Raw genomic sequence first — 19,661 nt, forward strand, 5'->3', positions numbered from 1 at the left:
AAGCAACGCCCACGGATCCGGCTTTGCCGGTCCGTCGGGTGGCGCCCTTCGGGGGCAGGAGCGAAGCGACTGGGGGGCCATCATCTGTACTTCGCATTCGCCTTCTTCGCGAACTCGTTCGTGAACACCGCAGCCAAGTCGAACTTCACGCCCTTCAGCGATTCGTCCACGCTCTGCAGCGCACGCAAAGCCGTGGCCGGGCCCGCTTCCGGGAACATGCCGTCGGCCGACAGCGCGCCCTTGCTGGCGAGGAAGGCGTCGATGTACACCGCGCGGTCGCCGAGCAGGTAGCTCTCGGGAACGGCCTTCACGATCTCGCTCGCGCCCGCGCCCTGGATCCACTTGTCGGCGCGCACCAGCGCGTTGGTCAATGCCTGCACGGTGTTCGGGTTCTTGTCGATGAAGGCCTGGGGTGCGTACAGGCAGCCGGCCGGCATCGGCCCGCCGAAGACCTTGTCGGCCTCGGCCACGATGCGTGTGTCGGAGATGATCTTCAGGTCGCCGCTTCGCTGCAGCAAGGTGACCACCGGGTCGAGGTTGGAGATCGCATCGATCTGGCCCGAGCGCATGGCGGCCACCGCGCCGTTGCCGGCGCCCACGCCGATGATCGACACGTCGCTCGGCTTCAACCCAGCCTTGGCGAGCACGAAATTCGCCATCACGTTGGTGCTCGAACCCGGCGCGGTGACGCCGATCTTCTTGCCCTTCAGGTCGGCCACCGTCTTGTAGCTGGCCATGGTTTTGGGATTGATGCCGAGCACGATCTGCGGTGCGCGGCCTTGCAGTGCGAAGGCACGCAGCTTCTGGCCCTTGGCCTGCATGTTCAGCGTGTGCTCGAAGGCGCCCGACACCACGTCGGCACTGCCGCCGATCACCGCCTGCAGCGCACGCGAGCCGCCGGCAAAGTCGACGATGGTTACGTCCAGCCCTTCGGCCTTGAAGTAGCCCAGGCTCTCGGCGATGGTGAGCGGCAGGTAGTACAGCAGGTTCTTGCCGCCGACGGCGATGGAGAGTTGCGGCTTCTCGAGCCCCTGCGCGAAGCTCAGGCTGGGCAAGGCCAGCGCGGCGAGGGTGAAGGTGCGGCGTTGCATGGTCAGTCTCCTTCGTTTCTTTGCGGTCACTTTATCAGCGGGTGCTTTGAGTTGCTGACAGCTCGACCTGCAAAGCAAGGCCATCGCCTGCCCCGGGCGAATGCCGCTGATGCGGTGACAGCACCGTGATTCACCTCAGGTGGAGGCGTTCACCGGCCCGTAGAATGAATCGCAATGAGACTTGATTTGTGGCGCACCTTCGGGGCGCTCGTTGCGTGGGCTGGTTTGCTGGCGGGTGCGGTGGCCGCACCGCCGCCGCAGCCGGCTGCCAAGGCGGCGTCCAAGCCGGCGGTGGTGGCGGTGCCTGCCGACTTGCCTGCCTCGGCGCCGGTGTCGATGTCGGCGCGCAAGGTCTACGAGCAGGCGCGGTCGCAGCTGGTGCAGATCCGCACCGTGCTCAAGGGCCAGGCAAGCCAGACCTCGGTGGGCTCGGGCTTCGTGGTCACGGCGCAAGGCCACGTCATTACCAACTTCCACGTGGTGAGCGAGGCTGCGCTCAAGCCGGAGCGGCACGACCTGGTGTCGGTGACGGCCGATGGCCGCGAGATGCCGGTGCAGATTTTGATGCTCGACGTGCTGCACGACCTCGCGCTGGTGAAGATCGTCGACCCGAAGGCGAGCACCTACGATGCCCTGGCCTTCCGCCCTGAAGCGCAGAAGCTCGCGCAAGGCGAGCGCATGTACTCGCTGGGCAACCCGCTCGACGTGGGTTTTGCGGTGATCGAGGGCAACTACAACGGGCTCGTCGAGCGCAGTTTCTACCCGCAGATCTTCTTCGCCGGTTCGCTCAGCGCTGGCATGAGCGGTGGCCCGGCGCTGGATCAAGAGGGCCGCGTGATCGGCATCAACGTGGCGCGCCGTGTCGATGGCGAGCAGGTCAGCTTCCTGGTGCCGGCGTCGTTTGCCAGCGCGCTGCTGGCACGCGGCCGCGACGCGCCGCCGATGGTGGGCGCTGCGTGGAAGGTCGTCAGCACGCAGCTGATGGCTCACCAGGCTGCGCTCACCGACCGCTTCATCGCCCAAGGCTGGAAGCTTGCCACCCACCCGCGCTACACCGTGCCGGTGCCGCCCGACCGCTTCATGCGCTGCTGGGGCAGCAGCGAACCCTCGCGCACGGGCGGGCTCGACTTCGAGCGCTCCGACTGCGTGATGGACACGCGCATCTTCGTCGGCGACTTCAACACCGGCACGCTGGCCACCCGCCACGAAAGCTACGACGGCAGCAAGCTCGGCATCTTGCGCTTTGCGTCGCAGTACTCGTCGAGCTTCCGCAACGAAGGCTTCGTGCGCCTCGGCCCCGAGTACCAGACCAAGCCGCAGTGCCACGAAGACTATGTCGACCGCAACGGCCTCGTGCTGCGCACCGTGGTCTGCTTGCGCGCCTACAAGAAGCTGACCGGGCTCTACGACCTGTCGGTGCTGGTGGCCACGCTCGACCAGCCACAGGCCGGCGTGCAAGGGCGCTTCGACGCGCAGGGCGTGAGCTACCCCAGTGCGATGAAGCTGAGCCAGCACTACATCGAGGCCTACGGATGGGTGTCGCCGAAATGAGCACGCAGGCACAGACGCTCGCCGTGGTCGAAGTGATCGACCGCGATGGCAGCGTGCGCCATGCGGTGGGCGTGCGTGACTGGCCGCTGCGGGTCGGCCGTGCGCTCGACAACGAGCTGGTGCTCGACGACGCGCACACCGCCGCCCATCACTTCAGCGTGCAGCCCGATGCCGAAGGCCGCATCGTCATCGCGGTGGGCGACAGCATCAACGGCCTACAGGTCGACACCCGCCGGCTGGCCGCTGGCGAAACGGTGGTCGTCGCCGACAAGCCGCCGCTGCTGACTGCCGGCCGCACGCACCTGCGGCTGCGGCTCGCAAGCCACGCGCTCGCGCCCGAGCAGGCGATGCGCTCGACCCGCACGCTGACACAGGGTCTGCCGACACTCGCCGCCCTGGCCGTGGCCGCGGCGTTGACCGTCGTCTTCAGCACCTGGCTCGAGAACGACCCCGACCTCTTCGTCAAGGCGCTGGGCTCGGTGGGCATCTATGCCATCGGCGTGGCGCTGGGCTGGGCAGGGCTGTGGACGCTGTTGTCCAAGGTGTTCACGCGCCAGGGCCACTTCGGCTGGCATGTGCGCGTGCTGCTGATCGCCGTGCTGGCCTGGCAGACGCTGATGGCAGGCAGTGCGCTGATGGCGTTTTCGCTGTCGTGGTCGTGGGTCACCGATTTCAACTTCGTGCCGGGCTACCTGATCCTCGGAGCGATGCTCTATTTCCACCTGCAGGCCGTAGAGCCACACCACCCGCGCCGCACGCTCGCCTTCGCGGTGTCCGCCGTCGTGATGGGCACCGTGCTGAGCCTGTGGTCCAACTTCCAGAACGGCGACCGTCCCGGCAGCGAGCTGTACATGAACCATCTCTTCCCGCCGGCGCTGCGTGTGGCGAAGCCGGTCGACTCTGCGCACTTCCTGGAGGGCGTGGCCGGCTTGCAATCCAGGCTCGACGAGAAGGCGAAGAAGAATGCAGACGACTGAACCCACGGGCCAACGCAGCGTGCTCGTCACCGGCGGCAGCCGCGGCATCGGCGCGGCCACCGCGCGGTTGTGTGCGGAGCAGGGTTGGGCCGTGGCCGTCAACTACACGCGCGATACGGCTGCGGCCGAGTCGGTGGTGAAGGCCATCCAGGCCAGCGGCGGCCGCGCCATCGCCGTGCAGGCCGACGTGTCCGACGAAGCCCAGGTGCTCGCGATGTTCAAGCGCATCGATGCCGAGCTGCCACCCCTCGGTGCTCTGGTCAACAACGCCGGCGTGGTCGACGTGGCCGCGCGCGTCGACGAGATGAGCGTGCAGCGGCTGTTGCGCATGTTCGGCATCAACGTCGTCGGCAGTTTCATTTGCGCGCGCGAGGCGCTGAAACGCCTGTCCACGCGCCATGGCGGCAGCGGCGGGGCCATCGTCAACCTGTCGTCGGTGGCAGCGCGCCTGGGCTCGCCGGGCCTGTACGTCGACTACGCCGCGGCCAAGGGCGCGATCGACACCTTCACCATCGGCCTGGCGCGCGAAGTGGCGACCGAAGGCGTGCGTGTGAACGCAGTCCGCCCGGGCATCACCGACACCGACATCCACGCGTCAGGCGGCACACCGGACCGTGCGCGCCAGTCGGCACCGCTGATCCCGATGCAACGGCCCGGCACCGCCGACGAGATCGCGCAAGCCGTCGTGTGGCTGCTGTCCGATGCGGCCAGCTACACCACCGGCGCCATCATCGACGTGTCAGGCGGGCGCTGAGCCTTCGCGCGACCAGCGGCTCAGCGCCGCTCGATCACCACCGGCACCAGCTTCAGCGCGTCGCGAACGCGGCCTGCGGCTTCCTGCGCTTCGTTGCGCGTCGCATAAGGCCCGGCCTGCAGGCGGAACATCTGCGGCTCGCTGAAGATCGCCAGCAACGGTGACAACCAGCCCAGCTCGTCGGAGACACGGCGTTGAAACTGCTCGGCGCCGTCACGCTGCTTGAAGGCACCCAGCTGCACCCAGAAGCCCTGCGCCGCCGTGGTGTAGGCACGGCTGGGTGGCGGCAGCGGTGCCGTCGGTGAGGCATCCGGCAGCGCAGCACTGGCGGCCATCGGCTCGGGTGTCGGAATGGGTAGTGGTGGGGGCGCCGGCAGGGGCAAGGGCGCTGGCGTCGGCGGCCCATCGTCATTCGAGGCCTTCACCTCGATCACAGGCGCCACGGCTTCCTCGGGCTTGTTGCCGCGTTGCCATGCGCCGCTGCGGATCTGCTCGTAGGTGATGCGTTCCACCTCCACCGGCGCGATGCCGTTCAGCACGCCCAGCTTGAGCGCGGCGGTGTAGCTCAGGTCGATGATGCGGTCGGCCACAAAAGGCCCGCGGTCGTTCACGCGCACGATGATCTCGCGGCCATTGGCCGGGTTGCGCACCCGCGCATAGCTCGGGATCGGCATGGTCTTGTGCGCCGCCGTCATCGCGTACATGTTGTAGACCTCGCCACTGGCCGTGCGCCGGCCTTGGAACTTCTTGCCGTACCAGGAGGCGAGGCCCTTCTCGGCCATCGGCTTGTCGGTCTTCACCGGCGAGTAGCTGCGCCCGTTCACGTCATAAGGCTTGTTCGGCCCGCCATCGCGGATGGGCTCGACTTGCGGCTGTGCATCGGGCACCTTGTCGAGGTTGGGCGGTGGCCTCGCCTCGGGGCCGTCACGCGTGGGCGTGGAGCTGCAGGCGGCGAGCAGCAGCACCAGCAGCAAGGCAAGCAGCTGTTGCGTGGTTCGATGCGCGGTGATGAAGGAATTCGGCGTCACGGGCTGCAGTGTCGCCGAACACGAAAGTGGCGCAAATGCGCCCGGGTTGCCTCAGGCCTTTGGCCGTTGCCGGGGCTGACACACGTCAGGCTGCGAGCCAATCGGCAAGTGCCCGCGACACGGCATCGGGCTGCTCCATCGTGCTCATGTGCCCGCACTGCTCGACCACGACCAGCCGCGAACCGGTGATGGCGTGGTGCATGTGCTCATGGCGCGACGGTGGGCTCCAGGCGTCTTCGCGGCCACACAGCAGCAGCGTGGGGCAGCGGATGGTGCCGAGCAGCCCGCTGCAATCGGGCCGGTTCAGCAAGGCGTTGATCTGCGCAGCAAAGATGTCGGGTGTGTGGCGTTCGAACATATCGAGCACGGCTTCGAACACCGGCCCGTCGTGGCGGCTGGGGTGCACCATGCCCAGCGCCCAGTCGCGTGCCATCGCGCGCATGCCGTCGCTGCGGGCCTTGGCGAGCAGGGCGAGGCGGCCGGCTCGTTCTTTCTCGCCGGCTTCGCCATCGGCCAGCGGGTGGTACGAGGTGTCGAGCAGGGCCAGGCGTTCTATTCGTTCGGGCGCCTGGCGCTGCATCTCGAAGGCCACGCGGCCACCCATCGAATGGCCAGCCACGGCCAGCGCGCCGGCGGGTGCGGTGGCGAGCACGTGTGCGGCTATGGCTGCGAGTGAATCGAGCGCGCCGTAGTCGGTCACGAAGGCCGGGCCGAGTGCGTCGATCTGCGAGCGCCAGACCGCGCGGTCGCACAGCAGGCCGGGCAGCAGCACCAGCGACGCAGCCATCAGAACTCCTCGGTGTCGACGCCCGCCTGTGCCGCTGCGTCGTAGCGCGGGCCGACCACGGTGCGAGGGTTGATCAGCGCCTCGAGCCGCTGCATCGTGGCCGCATCGAGCGTGATGTCGGCGGCGCCCAGGTCATCTCGCAGATGGGCCATGCTGCGCGTACCGGGGATCGGGATGATGTGCGGTGCTCTCGCCAGCAACCAGGCCAAGGCCAGCTGCGACATGGAGCACTTGAGGTCGGCGGCGATGCTGGCCATGCCGTCGAGCAGCTTCAGGTTGGCGGCGTAGTTGGCCGGTTCGAAGCGCGGCATGCTGCGGCGGATGTCGCGCTCGCCGAGCGTGCTCACGTCGCGCAGCGTGCCGGTGAGAAAACCGCGCGCCAGGGGGCTGAAGGCCACGAAGGCGGCGCCGATGTCGCGGCAGGCGTCGAGCACGGCGATCTCGGGGTTGCGTGTCCACAGCGAGTACTCGGTCTGCACCGCGGTGATCGGGTGCACGGCGTGCGCGCGGCGTAGCGTGGCGGCCGACACTTCCGACAAGCCGAGGGTCCGCACCTTGCCTTCGCGCACGAGGTCGCTCATGGCGCCAACGCTGTCTTCGATCGGCACGCGCTGGTCCCAGCGGTGCAGGTAGTAGAGGTCGATGACGTCCGTGCGCAGGCGCTTCAGGCTTTGCTCGCAGCTCCGCTTCAGCGTCTCGGGCCGGCCATCGACCACGCGCTTGCCGTCCACGCCATGCAGGCCGCCTTTGCTGGCGAGCGTGAACTTGGAGCGGTGTGGAGCGAGCACCTGGCCGACCAGTTCTTCGTTGAGGCCGAAGCCGTAGAGGGCGGCTGTGTCGAAGAGGGTGACGCCGCTGTCCAGTGCATTGAGCAGCAGGGCCTCGGCCTGTTCACGTGGCGGGGGTGTGCCGTAGGCGTGGCTCAGGTTCATGCAGCCGAGGCCGATGGCTGAGACCTGGAAGGGGCCGAGGGAGCGTTGGCGCATGGTGGAGAGCGTGTCGTGATGAAGGCGGGGCTTCGACAAGTCTCAGCCCGAACGGAGTGTCATGCGTTCAGCTGCTGCTCCAGCTTGTGCAAGGTGCGATAGCACGGCAGCACGCTGGCCACGCTCGCATTCGGCTCGCGCCCTTCGCGGATGGCCGCGAAGAACTCGCGGTCCTGCAGCTCGATGCCGTTCATCGACACATCCACCTTGCTCACATCGAGCTTTTCTTCCTTGCCGTTGAAGAGGTCGTCGTAGCGCGCGATGTAGGTAGCGGTGTCGCCGATGTAGCGGAAGAAGGTGCCCAGCGGCCCGTCGTTGTTGAAGCTCAGGCTCAGCGTGCAGATGGCGCCGGTGCTGCTCTTCAGCTGGATGCTCATGTCCATCGCAATGCCCAGCGTCGGGTGAATCGGGCCTTGCACCGCGTTGGCTTGCACGATCTCGCCGCCGGTCTGGTAGGCGAACAGGTCGACGGTGTGCGCCGCGTGGTGCCACAGCAGGTGGTCGGTCCACGAGCGGGCCTGGCCCAATGCATTCATGTTGGTGCGACGGAAGAAATACGTCTGCACGTCCATCTGCTGGATGTTGAATTCTTTCGCGACGATCTTCTTGTGCACCAGCTGGTGGCTGGGGTTGAATCGCCGCGTGTGGCCGCACATCGCGACCAGGCCGGTCTGCTTCTGCAGTGCGACGACTTCTTCGGCGCCGGCCAAGCTGTCGGCCAGCGGAATTTCCACCTGCACATGCCGGCCGGCCTTCATGCAGGCGATGGCCTGCGAGGCGTGCATCTGCGTCGGCGTGCACAGGATCACCGCGTCGACTTCTTTCAGCGCCAGGCTGTCGGCGAGATCGGTGGTGACGTGGCCGATGCCGTACTTGGCGGCGGTCTCTTTCGTCTTCTCGAGATCACGGCTGATCAACGAGACGACTTCGACGCCGTCGATCAGCTTGATCGCATCGAGGTGCTTGATGCCGAAGGCGCCAGCGCCGGCCAGGGCGACCTTGGTTGTTTTTGTCATGCTTGGTTCTCCAGAATCAGATGGCCCACGGCCGTGTTCGACGCAGGCACGTGATAGAAGCGGTGCGCCACTTTCGGCGGCTTGGCGCCACCGGCTGATTGGGCAACGTCGCTCATGGCTCCACGCGCGATGAGCCACATCACCAGCTCGATGCCTTCAGAGCCGGCTTCGCGCACGTAGTCGATGTGCGGCACTTTCGCCAGCCCCTCGGGGTCGGCGATCAGCCGGTCGAGGAAGGTGTTGTCGAACTCCTTGTTGATGAGCCCGGCGCGCGGCCCCTGCAGCTGGTGGCTCATGCCCCCGGTGCCCCAGATCTGCACCTTGAGCGGCTCGTCGTAGCTCGCGATCGCGCGGCCAATGGCCTTGCCGAGGTTGTAGCAACGCTGGCCCGAGGGCACGGGGTACTGCACCACGTTCACGGCAAACGGAATGACAGGGCAGGGCCACGCTTGTGCTTGGCCGCACATCAGCGACAGCGGCACGGTGAGGCCGTGGTCCACGTCCATCTTGTTGACGATGGTGAGGTCGAAGTCGTCCTGGATCACCGAGTGCGCGATGTGTGCCGCCAACTCCGGGTGGCCGATCACCTTGGGCACCGGCCGCGGGCCCCAGCCCTCGTCGGCCGGCTGGTACTCGGCGGCGCAGCCGATCGCGAAGGTGGGAATCATCTCCAGGCTGAAGGCCGTGGCGTGGTCGTTGTAGACGAGAAAGATCACGTCGGGCGTGTTGTCCTTCAGCCACTGCTTGGAGAACTCGTAGCCCTTGAACAGCGGCTGCCAGTAGGGCTCGGCCGTCTTGCCGAGATCGAGCGCCGCGCCGATGGCGGGCACGTGCGAGGTGTAGACGGATGCGGTGAGTTGGGCCATGTCAGTTGCTCTTCTGGGTCTTGCCGGCGCCACCTTGCGGCTGGCGATGTGCCTGCGCGTCGCCGTCTTCGCCGATGCGGCGGTTGCCCTCGGCCGAGCGACCGCCGCCGATCATCATGTTGCGGTATTCCTCTTCCGTCATGCCGGTCATGCTGCCGGCCATCTGCTGGAAGCTCTTGCCGTCGGTGGCACCGATCTTGGCGAGGAAGTAGATGTTGCCGCCGAGCGCGATGCAGCGGTTCAGGTCGCGTGCGAGCACGGCCTGCTTCTGTTCCTCGGTCATCGGCCACTCGTCGAGGTAGGCGCGTTCGTTCGCCTTGAAGCGCTCGCGGTTGGCGGCCTTCATCAGCGACATGCAGAACTGGTTGAGGTGGAACCCCTTGCGCGACTGTTCGGCGTCGAAGATCGTCGTGCCGGGCACATCGAGGTAATCTTTGTTCAGGGACATCGTGCTTCCCGTGGGTTGAGTGTCAAGGTTTGCATTCGAAGCTCGCGGCAGCGGCGGGGTCGCCACCACCGCGGTAGCGCGGCACCAGCGGCCAGCGGCACAGCGGGCGCGCCCGCGTGACGGCAAACGGCGGCTTGGCGTTCTGTTCCACCACCTGCAGCGCGGCCGGCGCTTCATCGCGCTCGACCCAGGCGACCAGCGCCTGCAGCATGTCCACGTTGGCTGGCCCGCCGGTGCCCACGTGGTCGACGCCGGGCGCGGTGTAGAGGCGGAAGAAGGTGTCGACCGTGCCGGGGCCGAGGCGGCGCTCCACCGACTCGAAGTACGCGATGCCGGCGTACGGGCTCTGCGCGTAGTCGGCCATGTTTTCCAGCATCAAAAGCTTGCCGCCCAGGGTCTGGAAGGTCGACAGATCGGAGTCGGTGGAGTCCATCAAGGCCGACACCTCGCGCACACGGTCGTAGTAAGTGTCGGGCTTGTAGCTGAGCAGATCGACGGCTGGATCGCGGGCATAGAAGTACTGGATGGCGCCGGCGCCGTAGAACCACGCGATGCCGTTGCCCTGCTGCGGCGGAATCGATGGTGCCGAGCCGCCCAGCCACCACGCATTCCAGCCGCCGGTGGACGCAGAGGCCGGCGTGGCCTCGCCGCTCGGGCCGCGGCCGGGGTACTCACGCACGCCGTTGGCCAGCTCCATGCCGAGGCGCAACGGCGATTGCAACGTGCGCACCGCCGCCTCTTGCGGTGGCGTGAGGCAGCTGTCGTCGGCGTTGGCGCCGGTGCAGCGCAACGTGGCGATGTCGAAGCGTTTGCGGCAGCCCACCGGGTCGGAGACGAGGCCGTCCGCCAGGCCGTCGAGGCTGTCACAGGCGGCGAGCACCGCGTCGTGCACGCGCTTCACCTGGGCTGGGCGCAGCCAGCCCGGGCCCATGGTGGCGATGCCATCGCGCAGGCCGGCGTGCTGCAGCCCTGTCCAGTGGATCACCGGCACGCGGCTGAAGATGCCGTTGAAGGCGTCGGGGTAGCGCTGTGCCATGGTCAGGCCTTCGCGCCCGCCTTCGGAGCTGCCGAAGAAGTAGATCCTCGTCGGGCCTTCGGCGTAGGCCATGCGCATCACGGTCATCGACACGTCGCGAACCTTCTTGTACGACGCGTGGGCGAAGTTGACGAGCGCTTCGTTGTTCAGCGCAAAGGCCTGCGGCGGCTGGCCGGGCTGGTTCTGGTGGCCGGAGTCGGTGCCGTAGGTGACAAAGCCGAGCGCGAGCGGCGAGGGCTGGTCGTAGCGCGCAGCCGGCAGCAGGCCGAGGCCGGTGATGAGCGTGCCGTTGAATCCGCCACCGCCGTATTGCACCGCGCGGCCGTTCCACACCGTCGGCAGGTTCATCTGGAAGTGGATGTCGGGCGCCTTCGGGTCGAGCGGGGCGATGCGGCCGAGCACCTTGCAGTGCTGCGGCGTGGCCGGCGTGATGGCGGCAGCCGGCGACGGGCCGCGCTCGGCCACCGCCATGGCGGCCGGTGCCATCAGCACCGCCGAGTCGATGGTGGCACCGCTGCTCGGCAGGCTGATCTTGCTCGCCGGGATGGTGCGGCCGGCCAGGCTGGCGCAGCCCGCCATCAAGTCGGACTGCAGCAGCGCGCCCGGCGAGGCGCAGGCCGTGAGCAGGGCCACCACGGCCGTCGAGGCCAGCGAGCAACAGAGGCGAGAGCGGGTCATGCGATGAATGCCTCCGTGAGGTCCGGCCCCTGCATCAGCGCAGGGCTTCTTCGGGCCAATAAAGCCTCATTGGATTGTCGACCAGCAACTTCTGCTGCAGTTCCGCCGTGGTCGCGATGTGGGGAATGAAGTCGACCAGCAATCCGTCGTCGGGCATGTGGTTCTTCAGGTTCGGGTGCGGCCAGTCGGTTCCCCACAGCACGCGGTCGGGGAAGGTCTCGACGATGCGGCGCGCGAAGGGGATCACGTCGCGGTAGGCGGCTTGTCCGTCATTCAGTTCGCCATTCAGCGCCGGCGGGCCGCTGACGCTCAGGCGCTCGGGGCAGCTCACCTTGCTCCACACGTTGGGGTACTCACGCATGAACTTGATGAACAGCTCGAACTCCGGGCCGTCGACGGGTTTGCTCACGTCGGGCCGGCCCATGTGGTCGACGACGATGGTGGTGGGCAGCGCGGTGAAGAAGTCCCACAGCTCGGGCAGGTCGACGGCCTCGAAATAGATCACCACATGCCAGCCCAGCGGCGCGATGCGCGATGCGATCTCCATCAGCTCGTCTTTGGGCGTGAAGTCGACCAGGCGCTTGACGAAGTTGAAGCGCACGCCGCGCACGCCAGCGGCGTGCAGGTCTCGCAGCTCCTGGTCGGTGATGCTGCGCTTCACGGTGGCGATGCCGCGCGCCTGGCCGTTGGAGTGCACCAATGCGTCGACCATCGCGCGGTTGTCGGCACCGTGGCAGGTGGCCTGCACGACCACGTTGCGCGCAAAGCCGAGGTGGTCTCGCAGGGCATAGAGCTGCCGCTTCGACGCGTCGCAGGGCGTGTACTTGCGTTCGGGTGCATAGGGGAACTCGTCACCCGGGCCGAACACATGGCAGTGGGCATCGACGCTGCCGGGCGGCAATGTGAACGTCGGCTTGGAAGGGCCGGTGTACCAGTCGAGCCAGCCGGGGGTCTTTTGAAATTCCATGGGTGCTTTCAGTCGAGTGGCTTGAACTGCGCAAGGATGCGGTCGGCCTCGGTGCGCCAGTCGGTGCTGCGCGCGAACTCCTTCGTGCCCTTCGGTCCGAAGAGGCCCGCGTCGGCGAGGTCGGCCACCCAGGCCTGGCGCTCGGCAGTGCCGCTGGCCGACCAGGGCTCGAGCCCGGCTTCGCGCACGGTCTGCGCCACCTCGCGCACCTCTTCGCTGCGGCGGCGGCCGTGCTCGATCACGCGCTGGAAGAAGTAGGCGCCTTGCTTCTCCCAGTCGATGCCGGGGAAGGTCTCTTTCAGGGAGGCCAGCACCGCGTCTTCGACGCCATAGGCGCGAGCCGTCGTGAAGCTCTCGATGACCATCGCCTCCAGACCTTTGATCATCACGCTGCGGCACATCTTGGTGGCGGATGCCACGCCCAGCTGGTCGCTCACGACCTTGGCCGCGAAGCCGATGCTGTTGATGAGCGGCAGCAAGGTCGCCGCATCGGGCCCGCCCAGCAGCAGCGGCACCTTGATGCGGTAGGGCGGGATGGACGTCATCACCGCGCCTTCGACATAACGCCCGCCAGCCGCGTTGATCAACCCGGCCGCGCCGATCTTGGCGCCGGGCGATGCGGAGTTGAAGTCGAGGAAGAAGCTGCCGGCGCGAACCGCCGGCGCGCAGGCCTGGGCCACCGGCACGGCCTGGCTCGCGGTGACGGCCGAGACGATGAAGTCAGCCTTTGCGGCGAGCTCGGCGTGCGATGCCGCGAGCGTGACGCCGATGCGTGCGGCGTGCTCGCGCAGCGGCCCGCCGGCCTCGCTGCCAAGCTTGAGGTCGTAGGCGCTGACAACGACGCCTTCCTGGCGCAGGTCTTCAGCCAGGATGTGGCCGACCTCGCCGTAGCCGACGAGGCCGATGTGCCATTGGATGGGGTTGCTGTTCATGAAGGGGGTCCTCCACTTCCGTTCGCCCTGAGCCTGTCGAAGGGTGCGCAGTGCACGGCGCTGGCTTCGACAGGCTCAGTCCGAACGGAGAAGTGCGGTCAATCGATGTATCTCAGGCCGGCCTTCTCAAGCGGCTCGCGCATCTTGTACATGTCGAGCCCCAGCACGCCGGATGCGAGCTTGGCGCGCTTCTCACCCTCGAACGACTCGCGCGCGATGGCTGCTTCCAGCGTCTGGGCGGCCATCGCGCGCGGCACGCACACCACCCCGTCGTCGTCGGCCACGATCACGTCGCCCGGAGTGACGAGCATGCCGGCGCACACCACCGGGACGTTCACCGAGCCGAGCGTGGCCTTGATGGTGCCCTTGCTGCTGATGGCCCGGCTCCAGACCGGGAAGCCCATCTCTTGCAGCGTCTTCACGTCGCGGCAGCCGGCATCGATGACCAGCGCGCGCGCACCGCGGGCCATGAACGAGGTGGCGAGCAGGTCGCCGAAGTAGCCGTCGGTGCATTCGGCGGTGACGGCCGCCACCACGACGTCGCCGGGGCGGATCTGTTCGGCGGCCACGTGCATCATCCAGTTGTCGCCGGGTTGCAGCAGCACGGTGACCGCCGTGCCCGATACCTGAGCACCCGGATAGATGGGCCGCATGTAAGGCTTGAGCAGGCCGACCCGGCCCATGGCTTCGTGCACGGTGGCGCTGCCTAACGCCGCGAGCTTGTCGGCGACGGCGGCTTCGGTGCGCTGGATGTTGCGATAGACCACGCCCAGTTCGTACATGTCATTTCCCTTTCTTCTTGAGTGCCGCGTCCAGTCGCGGGTAGACGCGCCGCGCGTTCGCTTCGTAGACCTTGTGCTTGTCTTCGGCGCTCAGGATCGTCGAGGCCTCGATGTAGCGCTTGGTGTCGTCGTAGTAGTTGCCGGTTTCCGGATCGATGCCGCGCACGGCACCGATCATCTCGCTGGCGAACAGGATGTTGTCGACCGGGATCACCTTCGTCAGCAGGTCGATGCCCGGCTGGTGGTACACGCAGGTGTCGAAGAAGATGTTGTTCAGCAGGTGGTCCTTCAGCAGCGGCTTCTTCAGCTCCTGCGCCAGGCCGCGGAAGCGGCCCCAGTGGTAGGGCACCGCGCCGCCGCCGTGCGGGATCAGGAACTTGAGCGTCGGGAAGTCCTTGAACAGGTCGCTGGTCAGGCACTGCATGAAGGCCGTGGTGTCGGCATTCAGGTAGTGCGCGCCGGTGGTGTGGAAGCAGGCGTTGCAGCTCGTGCTTACATGGATCATCGCGGGGATCTCGTGTTCGACCATCTTCTCGTAGATGGGGTACCACGAGCGGTCGCTCAGGGGCGGCGAGGTCCAGTGTCCGCCTGAGGGATCGGGGTTCAGGTTGATGCCGACGTTGCCGTATTCCTTGACGCATTTTTCCAGCTCGGGGATGCAGGTTGCCGGGTCCACGCCGGGCGATTGCGGCAGCATGGCCGCGGGGATGAAGTTGTCGGGGAAGAGCTGGCTCACGCGGTAGCAGAGCTCGTTGCAGATAGCGGCCCAGGTCGACGAGACGTTGAAGTCGCCGATGTGGTGCGCCATGAAGCTCGCGCGCGGCGAGAAGATGGTGAGGTCACTGCCGCGCTCCTGCATCTTCTTCAGCTGATTGGCGATGATGGATTCGCGCAGCTCGTCGTCGCTGATCTTCAGCTCGCTCACCTTAGGCATCGAGGCCGGGTCCTTGATGCCGGCGATCTGGCGGTTGCGCCAGTCTTCCAGCGCCTTCGGTGCGGTGGTGTAGTGGCCGTGGATGTCGATGATCAGGCTCATGGTTCTCTTCTCTGGTTCAGGTTGCGCAGGTGTTCTCAACGGTACAGCGCCGAAGGCACCATCACCTCGCCGCGCATGATGAGCCGGGCCGTGCGCAGCAGCGCCGCCCGCGTCACGTTCTGCGGGTTCGCCGGGTCGATCTCCAGCTCGACGCTGAACTCGCCGGTGGGGTGCTCGACCGAAATGGTCTTGGCGTTGCCTCCGGGCACCTGGGCGATGCCTTGCGTCACAGAGCCGTCGAGCACGCAGGCCGTGCCCACCGTCACCGCGGCCAGCACGCCGATCGCGTCGTGGCACACATGCGGGATGAAGCTGCGCGTGCTCAGGCTGCCGCCGTGCTTGGGCGCGGCGATCAGCGTCATCTTCGGGTAGTTCTTGCTCGTCACGTCGCCCAGCTTCATGGCATGGCCGCAGGCGATGCGCAGCCGCTCGATGCGCGCCTTCAGCTCGGTGTCGGCGTTCATCTCATCGACGGTTTCATAACCCGTGCGGCCCACATCGCTGGCTTTGAAGATCACGAGCGGCATGCCGTTATCGATGCAGGTGACATCAATGCCGTCGATTACGTCCCTCACGTTGCCCGTGGGCAGCAGGCCCGGCGCGACCGAGCCGGCGGTGTCGAGGAAGTTGATCTTGATCGGTGCAGCGGGGCCGGGCACGCCGTCGATGCGCGCCTCGCCTTCGTAGCTGACGCGGCGGCCGGTGGGCGTCATCGGCGTCTGCACGGTGATGTCGCACTGCATGTCGGTGTTGCGGGTCAGCACTCGCAGCGTCGTCGTGTCGCCTTGCGGGTGAATCAGCCCGGTCTCGATGGCGAAGGGCACCACGGCGGCGAGCATGTTGCCGCAGTTGGGCGTGGTGTCGACCGTGTCCTTGTCGGGCTGCAGTTGCGCGAAGAGGAAGTCGAGGTCCACCCCTTCGGTGGTGCTGCGCCGCACGATGCCGACCTTGCTCGTCAGCGGGTGGGCGCCGCCCAGGCCGTCGATCTGGCGCTTGTCGGGCGAGCCCATCACGGCCAGCAGCACGCGGTCGCGGTGGGGGATGTCGGCGGGCAGGTCGGCCTCGTTGAAGAAGGGGCCGCGCGAGGTGCCGCCGCGCATGAACAGGCAGGGAATCGGGTGTTGCATGGCTGGCCGTTGCACAGGTACGTTGGAAAACGAGTCTTGCGCAAGGAGAGCCATGCGTCAACGAGATGGCCCGTATAGCAGCTATGCCTGCGTGGCATAGTCCTGCAAGGAAGCGGCATTCACATGGATCTGAAGCAACTCGAATATTTCGTGCACGTGGCCGAGCTCGGCAGCTTCACGCGGGCGGCCAGCTTTCTGTCGATCGCCCAGCCGGCGCTGAGCCGGCAGGTGCGCTCGCTGGAAGTGGAGTTGCGCCAGTCGCTCTTCGAGCGCAATGGGCGCGGCGTCACGCTCACCGAAGCTGGCTCGCGGCTGCTGGCGCATGGCCGCGGCATCTTGCAGCAGGTGGAGCGTGCGCGGCTCGACATGGAAGACCACCGCGGTGCCGCCACCGGGCGCCTGGTGATCGCGTTGCCGCCGAGCGTGAGCCGCACGCTGACCAGCCCGCTCGTCACGGCCTTCCGCCAGCGCTTTCCCAAGGCCACGCTCAGCGTGGTCGAAGGCCTGTCGACCTATGTGCTGGAGTGGCTGACGATCGGGCGCGTGGACTGCGCTGTCGTCTACAACGTTGCGCCCTCGGCCGCCATTGACTTGGTGCCCGTGCTCGATGAGCAGCTCTATCTCGTCTCGGCACGCGGCAAGGCGCGAGGCAGCAAGCTGATCGGGCCGCCCGTCACCCTGGCCGAGGTCGCCGAGCGCGAGCTGGTGATCCCCAGCCTGCCGCACTCGATCCGAATGCTGCTGGAGACGGCGCTTGCCAACGAAGGCCGCAAGGCGCGCGTGGCGCTGGAGATCGAAAGCGTGCCGGCCATCCTCGATCTGGTGCAGCAGGGCGAAGCCCATGCCGTGCTGTCGTTGAATGCGATCCAATCGAGCGGCCAGGCCGACGCGTTCTTCGTGCAGCCCATCCACAAGCCAAAGATGACGACCACGCTGTGGATCGCGACCTCGTCTCAGCGCCACCGCGGGCCGCTCATCGACCAGTCGACCGAGCTGGTGAAGGAGCTGCTGCTCAAGCTCTGGTCCTGACGCCAGGACGCCCTCGCTGAGAGGCCGGGTTTTCCCCTGCTCGCCAGCTGTGGCGCGGCCTTGTTCACGGTTCGAGGGTTCTTTCGGGTCAAGGCCGCGCACGAAGCGGCCGATATGAAAGGCATGAAACCGGCGCTTCTTGGAGGCATGGGCCTGCTCCTGCTGGGCAGCGAAAAGCGTTTGCGCGTGCGGGCCCGGCAGGCGTTGCTGACCTGGACGCTCAACATCGCGTTGATCGGCATTGCCCATTTCGGCGTGGTGACCGGCTTGATGGATGCCACGGCCGCGCTGCGCTGGGAGATGTTCGCGCTGATCGGCGCCACGAGCTTCTACGTGATGGTGCGAAGCGGCTTCAGCCTGCGTTTCGCGAGCGACCCCGCGATGACGCTGCCGCAGGCCGTGTTCAGTGTCGTCAGCACGATGGGCGCCTACGTCGTTGCCGGCCCGGCGCGCGGCGCCAGCTTGCTGGTGATGGCGGTCACCCTCGTCTTCGGCCTGTTCGCGCTGACCGCGCCGCAGGTGCGCCGCCTCAGCTTCTTTGCGGTGGTCGCCATGGGAGCCACCATGCTCGCGGCGCATCTGCGCGACCCGGCGCGCTTTCCGGCAGCCGAAGAAGGCATGAACTTCATGCTGCTGGCGGTGGTCTTGCCCTCGATCGCACTTCTGGCGGGGCAGCTCAGCACCATGCGCCTGAAGCTGCGCCAGCAGCGTGACGAGCTGGAACGCGCGCTGGCGCGCAACCATGAAATCGCCATCCGTGACGAACTCACCGGCATCTACAACCGCCGCCACCTCACCGAGCTGATGAACGGCGAGATGCAGCGGTTCGAGCGCAGCGGGCGCCCGGTGTGCCTGGCCTTGATCGACATCGACCACTTCAAGCGCGTCAACGACGTTCACGGCCATGCCCAGGGCGACGAGGTGCTGCGCGCCTTTGCCTTGACTGCCCGCGAAGCGCTGCGTGAAAGCGACACGCTGGGCCGCTGGGGCGGCGAGGAGTTCATGCTGATGCTGCCCGACACGTCAGCGGTGGGTGCCGAGCGCGTGATCGAGCGGGTGCGGCAACGCCTGGCTGATGTGCGCTTCGAGCAGATCGACCCGGCGATGCGTGTGACCTTTTCAGCCGGGATCGCCCAGTGCCAGGTGGGTGAGACGCTGAGTGCCCTGATCGAGCGCGCCGACCAGGCGATGTATGCCGCCAAGCAAGGCGGACGTGACCGCAGCGTGATATCCGAGGCACCCGTGGCCGTGCCGAGGCTGCGTTTGGTTGCCAGCCAGCGCGAGGGTGTGCCATCATGAGCCCCGTGACGCAACGCCCTTCTTCCACCCGCCGACCCGCGCAAGCCTTGCGCGCCTGGGTGTTGCGGTTCGCGTCTCTCTTCTTCCCCGTTCCGCGCGCCCGCGCCCTTCGTCCGATTCGAATTCGCCGGGATCGTTGAGCTGCGGCTTCGGCTGGTGCTTGGCGGTCCCTTTGCATTTCGCTGCGCCGCCGCGCGCAATTCATCGGCCCGAATGGAGAGTCACCATGTCTTCGCTTGTCTCTGACGCCGCCCGTGCGTCTGTCGCTGCACCTTCGCCGGCGCCTGCCGCCTTTCCTCGCCTTCACGAAATCGAGCGCACCGCCGCGCGCCTGGCCGGACAGATCCTGCAGACGCCGGTGTGGCGCTGGCAGACCGGCGTCGTCGAACGCGCGCTGAGCCCGCAGACCGAGGTCTGGCTCAAGCTGGAGCTGTTTCAGCGCACCGGCACCTTCAAGCTGCGCGGGGCGCTCAATTGCATCCAGGCGCTGGACGACGCAGCGCGTCAGCGCGGCGTGGTGGCCGCGAGCGCCGGCAACCATGCGGTGGCCGTGGCCCATGCGGCAAGAGCAGCGGGCACCACCGCCAAGCTGGCAATGCCGCGCCATGCCAGCCCGGCCCGTGTGAACGCCTGCCGCGAGCAGGGCGCCGAGCTGACGCTCACCGACACCATCCACGATGCCTTCGCGCTGGCGCAGAAGCTGGCGGCCGACGAAGGCCGCACCATGGTCCACCCCTTCGACGGGCCGCGCACCGCCGAAGGCACCGCGACCATCGGCCTGGAGTTGATGCGCCAGGTGCGCGGGCTCGACGCGGTGGTGGTGCCGGTGGGTGGTGGTGGCTTGTGCGGTGGCATTGCCGCGGCCGTGAAGCAGATCAACCCGCGCTGCCAGGTGTTCGGTGTCGAACCGTTCGGCGCCGATGCGATGTACCGCAGCTTCCAGGTCGGCGAACCGGTGAAGTTGGAGCGCGTGGACACCGTGGCCGACAGCCTGGGCGCGCCCTATGCGCTGGCCTACAGCTATGGCGTGTGCCGGCGCTTCGTCGACGAAATCGTGCGGGTCAGCGACGACGAACTCGCAGCCTCGATGCACCATCTGTTCCGCGACATGAAGCTGGTGGCCGAGCCGGCAGCGGCTGCTGCCACCGCGGCCTTGCTCGGCCCCCTGCGCGAGCGGCTCGACGGCAAGCGTGTGGCCCTGATCGTGTGCGGCACCAACATCGACGCGGCCCGCTTTGGCGAGCTGCTGGCACGCGCCGCCTGATCGAGCG

General features: G+C 67.2%; 19 protein-coding genes. 6 read left to right on the plus strand and 13 right to left on the minus strand.

The features are described from left to right. Positions 1-80: 80 nt before the first annotated feature. On the minus strand, positions 81-1,091 hold the full coding sequence (locus tag AC1DYS_RS04385; protein WP_477896407.1) for an ABC transporter substrate-binding protein: 1,011 nt from the start codon (positions 1,089-1,091) through the stop codon (positions 81-83). 174 nt (positions 1,092-1,265) lie between these two features. Between AC1DYS_RS04385 and AC1DYS_RS04390 the strand changes: the two genes are divergently transcribed. From AC1DYS_RS04390 to AC1DYS_RS04400, 3 genes are read left to right on the plus strand one after another with little or no spacing between them, the layout of a single operon-like run. After that, on the plus strand, positions 1,266-2,642 hold the full coding sequence (locus AC1DYS_RS04390; protein WP_477896409.1) for a S1 family peptidase: 1,377 nt from the start codon (positions 1,266-1,268) through the stop codon (positions 2,640-2,642). After that, on the plus strand, positions 2,624-3,619 hold the full coding sequence (locus tag AC1DYS_RS04395; RefSeq protein WP_477896411.1) for an FHA domain-containing protein: 996 nt from the start codon (positions 2,624-2,626) through the stop codon (positions 3,617-3,619). The genes AC1DYS_RS04390 and AC1DYS_RS04395 overlap by 19 nt, the downstream gene beginning before the upstream one ends. Next, entirely contained in the window at positions 3,606-4,373 is a 768-nt protein-coding gene (locus tag AC1DYS_RS04400; RefSeq protein ID WP_477896413.1) for an SDR family oxidoreductase, read from the plus strand. Before AC1DYS_RS04395 ends, AC1DYS_RS04400 begins: the two co-directional genes overlap by 14 nt. Before the next feature lie 20 nt (positions 4,374-4,393). On the opposite strand, the gene AC1DYS_RS04405 is transcribed toward AC1DYS_RS04400, so the two are convergent. From AC1DYS_RS04405 to AC1DYS_RS04460, 12 genes are all read right to left on the minus strand, one after another. Then, complete coding sequence (locus AC1DYS_RS04405) at positions 4,394-5,401, minus strand: septal ring lytic transglycosylase RlpA family protein (RefSeq protein WP_477896415.1); 1,008 nt, start codon at positions 5,399-5,401, stop codon at positions 4,394-4,396. Positions 5,402-5,486: 85 nt separating this feature from the next. Beyond that, positions 5,487-6,188: an alpha/beta fold hydrolase gene (locus AC1DYS_RS04410; protein WP_477896417.1), complete on the minus strand. Its 702-nt coding sequence runs from the start codon at positions 6,186-6,188 to the stop codon at positions 5,487-5,489. Further along, a complete protein-coding gene (locus AC1DYS_RS04415) occupies positions 6,188-7,174 on the minus strand; it encodes an aldo/keto reductase (RefSeq protein ID WP_477896419.1) in 987 nt (328 codons plus the stop codon). The genes AC1DYS_RS04410 and AC1DYS_RS04415 overlap by 1 nt, the downstream gene beginning before the upstream one ends. 59 nt (positions 7,175-7,233) lie before the next feature. Then, complete coding sequence (locus tag AC1DYS_RS04420) at positions 7,234-8,190, minus strand: Gfo/Idh/MocA family oxidoreductase (protein WP_477896421.1); 957 nt, start codon at positions 8,188-8,190, stop codon at positions 7,234-7,236. Then, complete coding sequence (locus AC1DYS_RS04425) at positions 8,187-9,056, minus strand: class III extradiol dioxygenase subunit beta (RefSeq protein ID WP_477896423.1); 870 nt, start codon at positions 9,054-9,056, stop codon at positions 8,187-8,189. The genes AC1DYS_RS04420 and AC1DYS_RS04425 overlap by 4 nt, the downstream gene beginning before the upstream one ends. A 1-nt stretch (position 9,057) precedes the next feature. After that, positions 9,058-9,504 (minus strand): protocatechuate 4,5-dioxygenase subunit alpha, encoded by a 447-nt coding sequence (ligA, locus tag AC1DYS_RS04430; RefSeq protein ID WP_477896425.1) that lies wholly within the window; start codon positions 9,502-9,504, stop codon positions 9,058-9,060. 22 nt (positions 9,505-9,526) lie between these two features. Further along, entirely contained in the window at positions 9,527-11,218 is a 1,692-nt protein-coding gene (locus AC1DYS_RS04435) for a tannase/feruloyl esterase family alpha/beta hydrolase (protein WP_477896427.1), read from the minus strand. A gap of 34 nt (positions 11,219-11,252) precedes the next feature. Next, positions 11,253-12,185, minus strand: coding sequence for an amidohydrolase family protein (locus AC1DYS_RS04440; RefSeq protein WP_477896429.1), 933 nt, complete (start codon positions 12,183-12,185; stop codon positions 11,253-11,255). A gap of 8 nt (positions 12,186-12,193) precedes the next feature. Continuing rightward, positions 12,194-13,168 carry a DUF1932 domain-containing protein gene (locus tag AC1DYS_RS04445; protein WP_477897270.1) on the minus strand — a complete coding sequence of 325 codons (975 nt, stop codon included), beginning with the start codon at positions 13,166-13,168 and terminating at the stop codon, positions 12,194-12,196. A gap of 47 nt (positions 13,169-13,215) precedes the next feature. After that, entirely contained in the window at positions 13,216-13,899 is a 684-nt protein-coding gene (gene ligK / locus AC1DYS_RS04450) for a 4-carboxy-4-hydroxy-2-oxoadipate aldolase/oxaloacetate decarboxylase (RefSeq protein ID WP_477896431.1), read from the minus strand. Position 13,900: 1 nt separating this feature from the next. Then, positions 13,901-14,935: an amidohydrolase family protein gene (locus AC1DYS_RS04455; RefSeq protein WP_477896433.1), complete on the minus strand. Its 1,035-nt coding sequence runs from the start codon at positions 14,933-14,935 to the stop codon at positions 13,901-13,903. A gap of 35 nt (positions 14,936-14,970) precedes the next feature. Further along, positions 14,971-16,062, minus strand: a complete 1,092-nt coding sequence (locus AC1DYS_RS04460) for a 4-oxalomesaconate tautomerase (RefSeq protein WP_477896435.1) — start codon at positions 16,060-16,062, stop codon at positions 14,971-14,973. Between the two features lie 123 nt (positions 16,063-16,185). Between AC1DYS_RS04460 and AC1DYS_RS04465 the strand changes: the two genes are divergently transcribed. The 3 genes from AC1DYS_RS04465 to AC1DYS_RS04475 all read left to right on the plus strand — a co-directional run bounded on the left by AC1DYS_RS04465 (position 16,186) and on the right by AC1DYS_RS04475 (position 19,654). Then, positions 16,186-17,091, plus strand: coding sequence for a LysR family transcriptional regulator (locus AC1DYS_RS04465; RefSeq protein ID WP_477896437.1), 906 nt, complete (start codon positions 16,186-16,188; stop codon positions 17,089-17,091). A 123-nt stretch (positions 17,092-17,214) separates the two neighbouring features. Continuing rightward, positions 17,215-18,390 carry a GGDEF domain-containing protein gene (locus tag AC1DYS_RS04470; protein ID WP_477896439.1) on the plus strand — a complete coding sequence of 392 codons (1,176 nt, stop codon included), beginning with the start codon at positions 17,215-17,217 and terminating at the stop codon, positions 18,388-18,390. 226 nt (positions 18,391-18,616) lie between these two features. Continuing rightward, the gene (locus AC1DYS_RS04475) at positions 18,617-19,654 is read left to right on the plus strand and encodes a threonine ammonia-lyase (protein ID WP_477896441.1); all 1,038 of its coding nucleotides are present in this window, start codon (positions 18,617-18,619) and stop codon (positions 19,652-19,654) included. The last annotated feature ends 7 nt before the right edge of the window (positions 19,655-19,661 follow it).

This window comes from Rhizobacter sp. P2_G4 (assembly GCF_056403575.1).

Bases quoted from the DNA above. Each gene is read 5' to 3' on its own strand.
- AC1DYS_RS04425 (WP_477896423.1), bottom strand. From the start codon at position 9,056: ATGGCCCAACTCACCGCATCCGTCTACACCTCGCACGTGCCCGCCATC.
- AC1DYS_RS04415 (WP_477896419.1), bottom strand. From the start codon at position 7,174: ATGCGCCAACGCTCCCTCGGCCCCTTCCAGGTCTCAGCCATCGGCCTC.
- AC1DYS_RS04410 (WP_477896417.1), bottom strand. From the start codon at position 6,188: ATGGCTGCGTCGCTGGTGCTGCTGCCCGGCCTGCTGTGCGACCGCGCG.
- AC1DYS_RS04400 (WP_477896413.1), top strand. From the start codon at position 3,606: ATGCAGACGACTGAACCCACGGGCCAACGCAGCGTGCTCGTCACCGGC.
- AC1DYS_RS04440 (WP_477896429.1), bottom strand. From the start codon at position 12,185: ATGGAATTTCAAAAGACCCCCGGCTGGCTCGACTGGTACACCGGCCCT.
- AC1DYS_RS04455 (WP_477896433.1), bottom strand. From the start codon at position 14,935: ATGAGCCTGATCATCGACATCCACGGCCACTACACCACCGCACCGAAG.
- AC1DYS_RS04435 (WP_477896427.1), bottom strand. From the start codon at position 11,218: ATGACCCGCTCTCGCCTCTGTTGCTCGCTGGCCTCGACGGCCGTGGTG.
- AC1DYS_RS04465 (WP_477896437.1), top strand. From the start codon at position 16,186: ATGGATCTGAAGCAACTCGAATATTTCGTGCACGTGGCCGAGCTCGGC.
- AC1DYS_RS04420 (WP_477896421.1), bottom strand. From the start codon at position 8,190: ATGACAAAAACAACCAAGGTCGCCCTGGCCGGCGCTGGCGCCTTCGGC.
- AC1DYS_RS04385 (WP_477896407.1), bottom strand. From the start codon at position 1,091: ATGCAACGCCGCACCTTCACCCTCGCCGCGCTGGCCTTGCCCAGCCTG.
- AC1DYS_RS04390 (WP_477896409.1), top strand. From the start codon at position 1,266: ATGAGACTTGATTTGTGGCGCACCTTCGGGGCGCTCGTTGCGTGGGCT.
- AC1DYS_RS04475 (WP_477896441.1), top strand. From the start codon at position 18,617: ATGTCTTCGCTTGTCTCTGACGCCGCCCGTGCGTCTGTCGCTGCACCT.
- AC1DYS_RS04460 (WP_477896435.1), bottom strand. From the start codon at position 16,062: ATGCAACACCCGATTCCCTGCCTGTTCATGCGCGGCGGCACCTCGCGC.
- AC1DYS_RS04395 (WP_477896411.1), top strand. From the start codon at position 2,624: ATGGGTGTCGCCGAAATGAGCACGCAGGCACAGACGCTCGCCGTGGTC.
- ligK (WP_477896431.1), bottom strand. From the start codon at position 13,899: ATGTACGAACTGGGCGTGGTCTATCGCAACATCCAGCGCACCGAAGCC.
- ligA (WP_477896425.1), bottom strand. From the start codon at position 9,504: ATGTCCCTGAACAAAGATTACCTCGATGTGCCCGGCACGACGATCTTC.
- AC1DYS_RS04470 (WP_477896439.1), top strand. From the start codon at position 17,215: ATGAAACCGGCGCTTCTTGGAGGCATGGGCCTGCTCCTGCTGGGCAGC.